Source organism: Acinetobacter sp. CIP 53.82 (genome assembly GCF_000369465.1).
GTDB lineage: Bacteria > Pseudomonadota > Gammaproteobacteria > Pseudomonadales > Moraxellaceae > Acinetobacter > Acinetobacter indicus.
Genome location: NZ_KB850046.1, coordinates 719,840 through 732,345, shown reverse-complemented (window position 1 = coordinate 732,345; position 12,506 = coordinate 719,840). Strand labels below are relative to the sequence as shown.

Annotated in this window: 11 protein-coding genes and 1 rRNA gene; 11 read left to right on the top strand and 1 reads right to left on the bottom strand. The window is 43.5% G+C overall.

What is annotated here, in order from left to right:
* Positions 1-59 precede the first annotated feature (59 nt).
* From rrf to hisC, 9 genes are all read left to right on the top strand, one after another.
* Positions 60-174 (top strand): 5S ribosomal RNA (rrf, locus tag F905_RS09075).
* A 227-nt stretch (positions 175-401) separates the two neighbouring features.
* On the top strand, positions 402-1,652 hold the full coding sequence (locus F905_RS09070; protein ID WP_034597891.1) for an esterase-like activity of phytase family protein: 1,251 nt from the start codon (positions 402-404) through the stop codon (positions 1,650-1,652).
* 145 nt (positions 1,653-1,797) lie between these two features.
* On the top strand, positions 1,798-3,249 hold the full coding sequence (locus F905_RS09065; protein ID WP_005179937.1) for an RNA polymerase factor sigma-54: 1,452 nt from the start codon (positions 1,798-1,800) through the stop codon (positions 3,247-3,249).
* Between the two features lie 175 nt (positions 3,250-3,424).
* Entirely contained in the window at positions 3,425-3,757 is a 333-nt protein-coding gene (gene hpf / locus F905_RS09060; protein WP_005179935.1) for a ribosome hibernation-promoting factor, HPF/YfiA family, read from the top strand.
* Positions 3,758-3,893: 136 nt separating this feature from the next.
* Positions 3,894-4,145: a BolA family iron metabolism protein IbaG gene (ibaG, locus tag F905_RS09055; RefSeq protein ID WP_005179933.1), complete on the top strand. Its 252-nt coding sequence runs from the start codon at positions 3,894-3,896 to the stop codon at positions 4,143-4,145.
* Positions 4,146-4,152: 7 nt separating this feature from the next.
* Positions 4,153-5,409 (top strand): UDP-N-acetylglucosamine 1-carboxyvinyltransferase, encoded by a 1,257-nt coding sequence (gene murA, locus F905_RS09050; protein ID WP_005179929.1) that lies wholly within the window; start codon positions 4,153-4,155, stop codon positions 5,407-5,409.
* Positions 5,409-6,110: an ATP phosphoribosyltransferase gene (hisG, locus tag F905_RS09045; RefSeq protein ID WP_005179926.1), complete on the top strand. Its 702-nt coding sequence runs from the start codon at positions 5,409-5,411 to the stop codon at positions 6,108-6,110. The genes murA and hisG overlap by 1 nt, the downstream gene beginning before the upstream one ends.
* Positions 6,111-6,294: 184 nt before the next feature.
* Positions 6,295-7,596: a histidinol dehydrogenase gene (hisD, locus tag F905_RS09040; protein ID WP_163170368.1), complete on the top strand. Its 1,302-nt coding sequence runs from the start codon at positions 6,295-6,297 to the stop codon at positions 7,594-7,596.
* 99 nt (positions 7,597-7,695) lie between these two features.
* Positions 7,696-8,784 (top strand): histidinol-phosphate transaminase, encoded by a 1,089-nt coding sequence (gene hisC / locus F905_RS09035; protein ID WP_005179917.1) that lies wholly within the window; start codon positions 7,696-7,698, stop codon positions 8,782-8,784.
* A gap of 123 nt (positions 8,785-8,907) precedes the next feature.
* Here hisC and F905_RS09030 read toward each other — a convergent pair whose 3' ends face one another.
* A complete protein-coding gene (locus F905_RS09030; protein WP_005179916.1) occupies positions 8,908-10,245 on the bottom strand; it encodes an anthranilate synthase component I family protein in 1,338 nt (445 codons plus the stop codon).
* Positions 10,246-10,494: 249 nt separating this feature from the next.
* On the opposite strand from F905_RS09030, the gene F905_RS09025 reads away from it, so the two are divergent.
* Together F905_RS09025 and F905_RS09020 are read left to right on the top strand one after the other, a co-directional pair.
* On the top strand, positions 10,495-11,469 hold the full coding sequence (locus F905_RS09025; RefSeq protein WP_005179914.1) for a putative pilus system protein FilA: 975 nt from the start codon (positions 10,495-10,497) through the stop codon (positions 11,467-11,469).
* Between the two features lie 195 nt (positions 11,470-11,664).
* Positions 11,665-12,498, top strand: a complete 834-nt coding sequence (locus F905_RS09020; protein WP_034597890.1) for a putative pilus system C39 family peptidase FilB — start codon at positions 11,665-11,667, stop codon at positions 12,496-12,498.
* The last annotated feature ends 8 nt before the right edge of the window (positions 12,499-12,506 follow it).

Genomic DNA, 12,506 nt, shown 5'->3' with positions numbered 1-12,506 from the left:
TGCAAAAGCATCAAGCTTAAGCAAAGTAACTAAGACCCGAACAAGTCCATAACAGTTGTGCTGGCGACAATAGCAAGAGTGAACCACCTGATCCCTTCCCGAACTCAGAAGTGAAACCTCTTAGCGCTGATGGTAGTGTGGGGTTACCCATGTGAGAGTAAGTCATCGCCAGCTCATTAATTCAAAATCCCCCGAGCTTAAACAGCAGGGGGATTTTTTTATGCTTTTAATAAAGCTAAAGAATTATAAGTCCCAGAAAAGTATCTAAGCATCATGATCAAATAAATAGAAAGACAAGTATTCGGTCGCAAAAACCGGTCTTTAAATTGTCACTGAATCATCCCAGCACTGTCATTTTTTCCTGTTTGAATAGTTTTCCCCAATTGCTATTTTTAAACTTTATGAAAAAAAGATCTCTTGGCCTTGTTATGGCCGCTGTGTTGGGTTTGAACGGATGTAATGAGTCTGATGAAAAGGCGCAGGTGACGCCTATACCCTTGATCACTGAGCCAACTTTGGTGGCTTTTGCAAAACTGGATGTGGCCACCTATGCAGAAGGACCAGATTCCGGTGCGTATGTGACTGGTGCAAATGGGATTTTGCCGCCATTTCCAGGGCAGCCTGTGCAAGGTTTTTCGGCTGCCTTAAAAAATAATGATGGGACTTATCTGGTGATGTCTGACAATGGTTTTGGCACACAAGATAACTCGGCTGACTATCTGCTGCGTTTGCATCTGATTCAACCGACCTTTAGAACAAAAACAGCAACTAACACTGAAGTGAAGCATTTAAGTTATGTGCAGCTGCGTGATCCGAATAAACTGATTCCCTTTCCTATTGTTCATCAAGACACGGCCGAACGTTTGTTAACCGGAGCGGATTTTGACCCGGAATCGATGCAACGCGCACCGAATGGCGAGATCTGGATTGGAGATGAGTTTGGACCTTATTTACTGCATTTTTCTGCCGACGGTATATTGCTGAGTCCACCAATTCCATTACCGAATCCACTGAATCCGGCGCAAGAGCTGCGTTCACCTCAAAATCAGTTCAATAAAGAACAGCTGAATTTTGTTGAGCCGCTGGTACAACGTAGTGGTGGCTTTGAGGGTATGGCGATTTCTCAAGATGGAAAATATCTGTATCCGCTGTTGGAAAAGCCATTACTGAACGATAGTTCTAATCGTTTAATCGTGTCTGAATTTGATTTGACAAAAAAAGCCTATACCGGCAAATATTATTATTTTCCGTTACATGCCAGCGCTACAGCAATTGGTGATTTTCAGCTGTATAGCCCGACTGAAGGAATTATTATTGAACGAGATGATAGTGAAAACGATCTGCTGGGCTATAAAAAGCTGATTAAAGTCACGCTCAGCACCGCTGGTCAGAATATGCAGAGAGAAGATCTGGTCAATTTGATGGATATTGCCAATCCGGATTTACTTTATGGCACTGCGCGAGCGGGCGATATTGCGACCGGTGAGCGTTTTGGTTTTCCGTTTCAGACCATTGAAGATATTGTCATTGAAGGTCCAGACCTGATTACTGTGCTGAATGATAATAACTTTCCAGGTTCAAGCGGGCGAAATGCCAATCTGGCCGATGATAATGAAATTATTCAGATCCGTTTGCCAAAAGCATTGTTCTAAATTTATCAGCAATTACAGAAGGTCACCTCGGGTGGCCTTTCTTTATGAAAATTTTTTTGTATATTTTTTAATAAAATCATGCTATAAAAATTAAAACAGGCATAAAAATTGCTTATAAAATGCGGTATTAAAAAAGGTGGGTAGTATGAAGTTATCAGTGGGATTAAAAGTTGCCAACTCCCTGTCATTGACACCCCAGTTGCAACAGGCCATTCGTTTACTTCAATTATCAAGTTTAGAACTTGAGCAAGAAATTCAATTACAGCTCGATAGTAATCCATTATTAGAGAAAGTTGAAGAACAGGCCGATGTTGAGAGTCTGTCAGCGGCAGATACAGATCGTGATCAAAAAGATTTAACCAATGAATTAAATGCCGATCATCTGCCAGATGATTTACCGGTCGATACCGACTGGGATGATGTCTATACCCATCAGCCGACTAGTTTAGGTACGCCAGAATATGAAGAGCGTGAAGATAACCGTCAGGGTGTACTGGGTTTAAAAGAGCATATGCTGGAGCAGATTAACCTGCTGCATTTTTCTAAAATTGACCAGCTGATTGCTTACTGCATTATTGATTCTCTGGATGATAAGGGCTTTCTGGAAAGCGATATCAGCGAGATTACTGCTTCGGTCCAGCATCTGCTCGATTCGATGGAGTATGAAGACAGCATCGAAGACGATGAAGTGCTGGTGGTGTTGAAACATATTCAACGGCTGGAGCCGGTGGGGGTTGGCTCGCGTCATCTGGCGGAATGTCTGTTGATCCAGCTGGAAAGTCTGCCGGCGAATACCCCATGCCGTCAGGATGCTATGCAGCTGATGATGCATTATGAGTTATTAATCAGCAATGAAATTCCAAAACTACTCAAGCAGACTGGTTTAAACACCGATCAGCTGAAATGTGCGGTCGAGTTGCTGAAAACCTTGAAACCGCATCCGGGTATGGAGTTTGAAGATAAAGAGTCGGATTATCAGATTCCAGATGTGGTGGTGATGAAGAAAAATGACAGCTGGCAGGTACAGCTGAATCCGGATGTCATGCCAAAGCTCCGGGTTAACTCGTTTTATGCCAATATGATTCGTCGTGCCGATCAGAGTGATGACAATCAGTATTTGCGTAACCAGATGCTGGAAGCCAAAAACTTTATCAAGAGTATTGATGAGCGGCATAAAACCTTACTCAAAGTGGCAACCTGTATTGTTGAGCATCAGCGTACTTTTCTGGAAATTGGCGCAGAAGGCATGAAACCTTTGGTGCTACGCGATATTGCCGAAGAGGTCGAGCTGCATGAATCTACGGTATCCCGCGTGACCACCAATAAATATATGCTGACCCCGCGTGGCCTGTTTGAGTTGAAATATTTCTTTTCAAGTCATGTTGGCACTACATCGGGCGGTGAAGCATCGTCAACTGCGATTCGTGCCAAGATCAAAAAACTGATTGCTGAAGAGAACCTGCGTAAGCCTTTGTCTGATAACGCAATTGCCAATATTTTAAAAGAAGAGGGAATTGATGTGGCGCGACGTACGGTTGCAAAATATCGCGAATCTTTACATATTCCATCTTCTTCTGAAAGAAAAGTCTTGATCTAGTTTTGAAAATCTGCCTATTCTAGAGATTCATTATGACAACATAATGAATCTTTTTTTCTATGAGGATGAGTCAAAATGATTGCATGAAGGTATCACTGAGCAGCAGTTCTGGTCCTGTACGTGAATCATTTTGATGATGACTCGTCTAATCCTAACGAAGGTGAGGGATAGAATTATGCAAATAACAATTCGTGGCCATCATTTATCAATTACACCTGCAATTGAAGAAAATATAAAAGCAAAGTTCGCGCAAATGACCAAACATCTGGATCAGGTCAATAGTATGCAGGTGAAGCTCAGTAAAGATCATCAGATCGATAAGCATTCTAAAAAAGGCAGTGCCAACCATATCGCAGAAGCGATTATCCGTTTACCTGGAACGGAGCTGTTTGCCCAGGCCTGTGCTGATGATATGTATACATCGATTAAGAAAATGTCAGAAAAATTAAAACGCCAATTAGACAAGCATCGCAAAATGCAGCTGGTTTATCAGCCTGTCGCGATTTAGCTGAAACAATCGGCAAAAAGAGGTTTTTAAAAAACCTCTTTTTTTATATATATAATGTATGTGACTAATGAATTATTTTTTTCATTTATAGTAAAATGACCGGTTTTACACCGTTGGTCCTATAAGAGGTCTTGTGATGAATAATGAACAGCTCGCTGAAATTTTAAAAGCTGCTTTTCCAGAGGCAGATGTAGTCGTTAGTGGGCAGGGTGGTAAATTTGATCTTCGTATTGTCGATGATCAGTTTGAAGGCAAACGTCTTGTTGCACGCCAACAGGCAGTGTATGCGCCGATTAATGCCTTGATCGCCAGCGGTGAAGTTCATGCGGTAACAATTAAAGCAATGACCAAAGAAGAATGGCGTAAAGCAAGCTTATTCGGAGCTTAATAAATTAATGGATAAATTTTTAATTCAGGGCGGTATTAAGCTCGAAGGTGAAGTGCGCATTTCTGGTGCAAAGAATGCAGCATTGCCATTACTGGCTGCCATGATTCTGGCCGACTCACCTATTACCCTGACCAATGTGCCTAATCTGAAAGATGTAAACACACTGGTTAAACTCATTGCGGGCCTCGGTATCACCATGTCTTATGAAGGCGATACTGTGGTGGCCGATACCTCAACCCTGAACAACCAGTTTGCACCGTATGAGCTCGTTAAAACCATGCGTGCGTCTATTTTGGTGCTTGGACCGCTATTGGCGCGCTATGGCAGTGCACAAGTATCACTCCCGGGCGGCTGTGCGATTGGTTCGCGTCCGGTCGATCAGCATTTAAAAGCTTTAGAAGCTTTAGGTGCAGAAATCCAGGTCGAAAATGGCTATGTACATGCCAAAGTCGATGGCCGCTTAAAAGGCGGCGAAGTGGTTTTTGATATGGTAACCGTAGGCGGCACTGAAAATATCTTGATGGCTGCCGTGCTGGCGGATGGTGTCACCACCATCCGGAATGCTGCGCGTGAACCGGAAATCACCGATCTGGCACAAATGCTGATTAAGATGGGTGCCAAAATCGAAGGCCTGGATACCGATACTTTGGTGGTAACTGGTGTAGAAAGTCTGCACGGCTGTGAATATGCGGTAGTGGCGGACCGGATTGAAACCGGTTCCTATCTGGCGGCGGCAGCCATTACTGGTGGCAAGATTAAAACCACGCATACCGATCCGGCCCTGCTGGAATCGGTGCTAGACAAATTTGAAGAGATGGGCGCAGAAGTCACCCGTGGGGATGACTGGATTGAACTGGATATGATGGGTAAACGTCCGAAAGCGGTCAGCTTCCGTACTTTGCCACATCCAGATTTCCCGACCGATATGCAGGCCCAGTTGATGGCAGTGAATGCCGTTGGTCGTGGTTTTGCCACCATCTCTGAAACGATTTTTGAAAACCGTTTTATGCATGTTCCTGAATTGGCACGTATGGGCGCCAATATTCAGGTTGAAGGCAATGATGCTGTGGTAACCGGTGTAGAAAAATTATCTGCAGCACCTGTCATGGCTACAGATTTACGTGCTTCGTTCTCTTTAGTGTTAGCAGCTCTGGCGGCTGAAGGGGAAACACTGATTGACCGTATTTATCATATTGATCGCGGTTATGAAAATGTCGAAGCAAAATTACAAGGTTTAGGTGCCCAAATTAAGCGAGTAAGTTAATGAGCGATATGAGAAACGATGATCCAAACTTTGACGTAATGGGCAATTTTGATCATGGTTTAACTTTAGCATTAAGTAAGGGACGTATTTTAAAAGAGACACTGCCGCTGCTGGAAACAGCGGGCATTAACTTGCTGGAAGATCCTGAAAAATCCCGTAAGTTAATTTTTCCAACCACCCATAAACAGGTGCGTATTCTGATTTTACGTGCTTCTGATGTGCCGACCTATGTGGAAAATGGCGCAGCAGATTTAGGTGTGGCAGGTAAAGATGTCTTGATGGAACATGGCGCACAAAATGTCTATGAACCATTAGATTTAAAAATTGCCAACTGTAAACTGATGACAGCGGGTAAAGTCGGTATGGTTCGTCCAAAAGGCCGCTTAAAAATTGCGACCAAATATGTGAACCTGACCCGTCAATACTATGCCAGCCTGGGTGAACAGGTTGATGTGATCAAGCTTTACGGTTCGATGGAACTGGCACCGCTGGTCGGCCTGGGTGATTACATTGTCGATGTGGTCGATACCGGAAATACGTTACGTGCCAATGGTTTAGAACCACTGGAAGAAATCTGTAAAGTATCTTCCCGTTTAATCGTCAACAAAGCCAGTTTTAAACGTAAACAGGCGTTGTTAAATCCGATTATTGCCCAGCTAGAACAGGCTGTGGCTGATCGTGAACAGGCCAAACAGGCGTAAGTTGTTCAAATAAAAGACCGCTCTTGAGAGCGGTTTTTTATGGCGGTCTATGAGAACAGTCCTGTTAATACTTTTCTTCAATTTGAGCAAAAGTAATTTTCCATAAAAGTCCGTGGCCCAATGCGCGATTGATACCCACAAAAGCCTTGAAAACAGGTAAACTAATCTTTTCCATATCAACCTTGTGGGTAAATTGATGCGACGTTTATCGACTCAAGATCAGAACTTCAAGCAGGTGTTTGCTGACTTGTTGGCTTTTGAAACAGTGAGTGATCCAGAACTGTTAAAAACCGTAGACCAAATCATTGCTGATGTCCGTCAGCATGGTGATGCTCATGTTCTTAAATTAACTCAGCAGTTCGATAGACATCCCGCGCATCAATTTTCAGATCTAGAACTGACCCAGGAACAGCTTAAAGCCGCTTTTGATGGATTGAATCGTGAGGTGCGTGAGGCACTGGAGCTGGCTGCAGCACGTATCCGTGAATTCCACCAGGCGCAAAAGCAGGATGGCTGGACCTATGTTGATGCCTTGGGCAATACCTTGGGTCAGAAAGTCACGCCACTGGACCGCGTGGGCATTTACGTGCCGGGTGGTCTGGCATCTTATCCATCTTCAGTACTCATGAATGCTGTTCCTGCGCATGTGGCGGGTGTGCCTGAAATTATTATGGTAGTTCCGGCGCCGAATGGTGAGTTGAATCCACTGGTGCTGGCGGCGGCCTATTTAGCGGGCGTGACACGTCTGTTTACCATTGGTGGTGCACAAGCGGTCGCGGCGCTGGCCTATGGAACAGAAACCATTCCATCGGTCGACAAAATCACCGGCCCGGGTAACCGTTTTGTCGCAGCAGCAAAACGTGCGGTATTTGGTCAAGTCGGTATTGATATGATTGCCGGCCCATCGGAAATTCTGGTCTATGCCGAAGGTGAGAATAATGCAGAGTGGCTGGCGATGGACTTATTGTCACAAGCCGAGCACGATACCGTCGCACAAGCAGTATTCATTACACCGGATGAGGAATTATTGAATGCTGTTGATGGCTGGATTGAAAAGCACTTAGAAGCATTGCCAAAAGCAGAGATCGCCCGTACCTCGATTGAAAACCGTGGTGCATTGGTATTGGTGAAGGACCGTCAGGAAGCGATTGAGCTGATCAATCAGGTGGCACCTGAACACCTGGAATTATGCATGGATGATCCGCAAGTGATGGCAGAAGATATTCGTCATGCCGGGGCAATCTTTATGGGACGTTATACCCCTGAAGCGATTGGGGATTACTGTGCTGGTCCAAACCACGTGCTGCCAACCTCAGGTACTGCGCGTTTCTCCTCACCGCTGGGTGTGTATGATTTCCAGAAACGTTCTAGCCTGATCATGTGTTCGCAAGAAGGGGTGAAAACTCTGGCCAAAACTGCGGATGTATTGGCGCAGCAAGAGAACCTGGATGCACATGCGAGATCAGCACGTTATCGTTATCAGTAATTAAAGAAATAGAAAACCTCTCCCTAGCCCTCACTTGCGCTTCATTTTAAAGCAGTGCTTTAAAACTTGCTCAGGAGAGGGAACTTTGAGAATTTAAAAATGAATATCACCACCGAACAAATGCGCTTCTGGAGTCCGGCAGTACGTGAATTAGAACCGTACGTACCGGGCGAACAACCGAAAATCCAGAATTTACTCAAATTGAATACCAATGAAAACCCATATCCGCCATCGCCAAAAGTGGTGGAAGCGGTGCAGAAGGTACTGGCAAACTCGGCGGATGCGTTACGTTTGTATCCAGATCCGGATGCCTCCGAGTTAAAACAGGCCATTGCCAAACAGCAGCAGGTGCCGGTCGAGCAGGTCTTTGTCGGCAATGGTTCTGATGAAGTGCTGGCGCATATTTTTAAAGCCTTCTTTGTTCAGGATCTGCCGCTGTTGTATCCGGATATTACCTATAGTTTCTACCCGGTCTATAGCCAGTTTTTTGGGGTCAATACCCAGGTCATCCCTCTAAATGACAATTTTGAAATTGTGGTGGATGATTATAAGCAGCCAAATGGCGGCATTATTATTACCAATCCGAATGCACCAACCAGTATTGATATGGGCCTGGCTGCCATTGAGGAAGTGCTTCAAGCCAATCCAAACTCAGTTGTGGTGATTGATGAGGCCTATGTGGACTTTGGTGCCGAATCTGCGGTCAGCCTGGTAGAAAAATACGAGAATTTAGTGGTATGTCAAACCACATCTAAATCGCGTTCTTTGGCTGGTTTACGGGTCGGTTTTGCGATTGCCCAGCCACATTTAATTGCTGCGCTGGAAGCGGTGAAAAACAGCTTTAACTCTTATCCAATGGATCGTTTCGCGATTGCAGCAGCTGTCGCATCGTTTGAAGATCAGGAATACTTTGAAGCGCAGAACCAGAAAGTGATTGCGAGTCGCGAAACACTGGTAGCTCAGCTGGCTGAGCTGGGTTTTAAGGTATTGCCATCGAGTGCCAACTTTATTTTTGCTTCACTGCCAAGTAAAGACGCGGGTGAATTGGCAGCTGAATTGCGTGAACGTGGCATCATTGTGCGTTATTTTAACAAGCCACGGATTAACCAATTCCTTCGGATCACCATCGGTACCGATGAACAAAACCAGCGTTTAGTGGATACTTTGAAAAACGAGATTTTGGCTTAAGTGAATCCACCCTAACCCTCCTTTGATAAAGGAGGGAACTCTTCCCTCTAGAAAAGGTGAGAAACAATGGTTCTCAAGGGGAGGGATTCATAAAAAAGCGACTCAATTGAGTCGCTTTTTTATTTATTCAGGTGTGTACCAGGTATTGAGTAAATCCAGCATCGCCGAAACCTTATCAAAACATTCCTGATATTCTGCATCACAATCAGAGGCAATGGTAATACCACCACCGGCCCATAACGAAACTTCGTGTTGATATTTTTGAATTGAGCGAATCAGAATATTCCAGGAACCGGTACCATCAAAATTAAAATAACCCATTGATCCGCAATAGGCCCCGCGTGGTGTGCCTTCCAGCTCTTCAATAATCTGCATGGCGCGAATTTTAGGGGCGCCAGTAATCGAGCCGCCCGGAAGTGCAGACAGCAATACATCTAGTGGATTGATCTCTGCTTTTAACGTCGCGGTGATTTCACTCACCATATGATGTACTTGTTTAAATGATTCAATATTGAATAACTTCGGCGTTTTTACTGAACCGGTTTCGGCATAGACACTCAGATCATTACGCAGTAAATCGACGATCATCACATTTTCAGCTTGATCTTTTTCAGAATTTTTTAAGGTCTGTTTAGATTGTTCATCTAATCGTGGATCTGTATAGCGTGGCATGGTGCCTTTAATCGGTTTGGTGAGGAGTTGCCGATGAGGCAGAAAATCAATAAATAATTCAGGTGAACAGCTAAGTAATTCAAAGTCATTTATTTTTAAATAACCAGCATAAGGAGCATGGGTTAGCGCCCAAAAATCTGCAGCGGTATTTAATAATAATCCTTCCGCAGAACCTTTAAATTCCTGGGTTAAATTAATCTGATAACAATCACCTGCAACAATATAATCCTGGACTTGATTAAAGGCCTGTTGATATTCAGTTTTATTCCAGCGTGCGGTACAGGCCTGAGTTAATTTAAATGAATTCTCCTGTTTTTGAGCCAACAAATTTTGAATATAAGTCAATAAAAATTCGGCTTGCTGCTCATCGCTGGTGAAATACCAGTGCCCATTTTCCAGAGTTAGAAAACTGTGAAATTGTCCTAGAAATAAACACGGTTGAGCTTTGCTTTGAGTATGAATGTGCTGTTGGGCGGCATAATCGTAGCTGATAAAACCGATCAGCCCGCCTTTAAAATAACTGTCGCCAATACAACCAGTTGGCTGCAAAAAGTCATCTAAAGAAGGCGCTGCTGTTTCTTCAAGATAATGATTAAAACTGTGTTGCTTAAAATACTGCCATTTATTTTGTTGAATAAGGTAGTAATGTTTTGCCGATAAGCCAATAATCGGTTGGCCATTATTTTCTAAATAAACAAGATGTGAGAGTGAACCCAGCGCCTTTAAAATTTCTGCTGGGGTATAGGAGGATTCACAAAGTACTTGTTTGTAGAAAGATGAGGTGGCCATAAATTTGGAGAAAATCAACAATAAATATCTATTTTACCTGATTCTGCGCCAAGAAAATGCTTATGACCGTTTATCGGCAAGCTGAAAAATATGATCAATAGCAGTTGAACAAAATTTGACAGGGGGATAACTTTGTTAGTGCTATCCAGCCGCTCAAGGAAATACGTAGCAGGTTGCTAAAAACAAATAATCAGCCTGCTGCACAAGAGTGGTAACAATCAAAAAAATAATACTCTTGGGAGAGTAAATATGAAAACATTTACTAAACTAGCTTTAGTATCTTCAATGGCATTAAGTGCAAATGCATTTGCAATGCAGGCAATGGATGATTCAGCACTTAGCGCAACCACAGGTCAAGATGGTTTATCGATTGGTATCGGTATTTCAAAAATTGAAATTGAAAAGCTCTTTATCCATGATAATGATGGTTTAGATGTTAATGGTACTGCAGGTGCTGCTGGTGCGATTGTTATTCAAGGGAATGGCATTGCTGGTGATGCGAATGAAAACTTTGGTATCGTCGTTGGTGCTAACTATGATGATGCAGGTGCTTATCTACTTGACTCTCGTAACTTGGCAGATTTAAAAATTGACTCTGATGCCGGTGCAGGTGGTGGTAACACAGCCTTTATTAACATCGCAGCTGATGTGTCTGGTCTGGATATTAAAATTGGTGAAATTGGTGTAACTGCTTCGGGTGTACAAGGTAGCGCAAGCACAACCTCGACACTTCGCCGTGGTGGTGTAGATTCGAATTATAATGCCATTATTTCAGGCTTATCGCTTAAGACAGGCCCAATGTCAGCCAATATCCAGTTAGGTGCTGCGCCACAAGGGGCGATGATTAAACTGAATACTAAGATGATTGGTGGTCTTGAAATTAATAATTTGGGTATTCTGGATAACTCAACGGCAAGTGCTGAGCGTGCAGCAGGTGAGATCTTTATTGAAAGTATTAAAATTGCCGATGCAGATGCTAGTGACTTAACCATTACACAAGATGTGCGTGTTATGGGGGCAAGTGTCAGCAACTCGGATGACAAAGGTTATATCCAGATGATTAGCCATGGTGGTGCTAAAGATCACTATGTACAAGGTGTTCATTTAGGTAGCCGAGATGCTGCATCTATCGGTGATGTTGAAATTCAAGGTATGCAAACCTATTTCAGCCCAGCGGCTGGTCAATATCTTCCGGGGGCGGTTATCACTATTCGTGGTCACTAAGTCTTCTATTGAAAAAGCGCGTGTTTTCACGCGCTTTTTTTTACACAAAAACTGTAAAAGTTGGCAAAAATATAAAAAAATACTGTTTTTTTTCTAAAAAAAAGGTATCTTGCTAAATACATGGAAGTAGAGTTCTTACTCTAAAAATAAAAAATGAACTGGCAGAGCTGCCTGGAACTTGAAAAGTAAAAAATTATGTTAGAGATCGCATTAGGCTCGGCATTGATGTATTACGCTGCCACACAAGCCTTCGACTTAAAGGAACAACATCCGGAAACCGTACGCTATACGGAGACACTGGATTCCCGCAATTCTTCTTTTACCCGTATGCATCGTGAGCCTGTACGTATTCAACCTGCTTTACAAGATCAATTCCGGGGCATTGTACGTCAGGCTTATGACTATAGCTGTGGATCGGCCGCTTTAACCACGCTGTTAAATGGTTATGTCGGAACCCGATTGACAGAGCAGCAGACCATGAGTGGTTTGCTACGTTATGGGGAATATGAGCGCATTATTGAACGGCGTAGTTTCTCTTTGCTGGATATGAAACGTTTTGTTGCTGCATTGGGCATGGAAAGTGGCGGCTATCGTGGGGAATTTTCAGATCTGGTCAAGCAGGGCCAGCCCGCAATTGTGCCGATTTCCTATGCCGGTTTTAAGCATTTTGTGGTGTATAAGGCCTATAAGGATGGCCGGGTCTATGTGGCCGACCCGGCACTGGGGAATATCAGTTTTGATGAGCAGCGTTTTAAAGAGGTGTGGGAAAACAATACCTTGTTCCTGATTAATGTGGCGCCTGAATATCATAAAGACTTCTTGGCTTTACAGGATAGTGATATGCGCCATGTTGAAGATGCCACTGTTAACCATCATGCCTTTGTCAATATTCAATATCCACAATTCTATATGGACAAAATTGCCGATAAAGCCTCGACCATTCGTTTAGAACGAAACATGAATCCTGAGTCAGAGAATTTCGGCGAACATCAGTACAACTTTTTAAGACTCTATTATAAAAGTAAGTAAATATTTAC